The 255-nt window shown below is 54.9% G+C and carries 1 protein-coding gene; it reads left to right on the top strand.

The features are described from left to right. Positions 1 to 28: 28 nt before the first annotated feature. The coding region (locus tag QWY27_RS15400; RefSeq protein ID WP_435433496.1) for a helix-turn-helix domain-containing protein at positions 29 to 255 on the top strand (227 nt) is incomplete at its 3' end.

Genomic DNA, 255 nt, shown 5'->3' with positions numbered 1-255 from the left:
AACACTAACCCTGAGGTACTGTGTTGCGATGAATACCAAATACAAACATCTTAGCTGTGAAGAGAGAACCTTGATCCAATTGAGTCTTGAGCGAGGCTGCAGCATTCGGGCAATTGCTCGTAGTCTGGATCGCAGCGCCAGCTCCATCAGCCGTGAGCTGGGGCGAAATCAGTGGTGTGATCCACGATCTCAGCCTGCCAGGTCTGGCCGACCAGCCTTGGCTGGTGGTTACCGGGCTGCTCTGGCACATCAGCG

Origin of the sequence: Zwartia vadi (assembly GCF_030410375.1) — a bacterium.
Classification (GTDB): Bacteria; Pseudomonadota; Gammaproteobacteria; order Burkholderiales; family Burkholderiaceae_B; genus Zwartia; species Zwartia vadi.
This window is presented reverse-complemented; position numbering and strand designations above follow the sequence as displayed.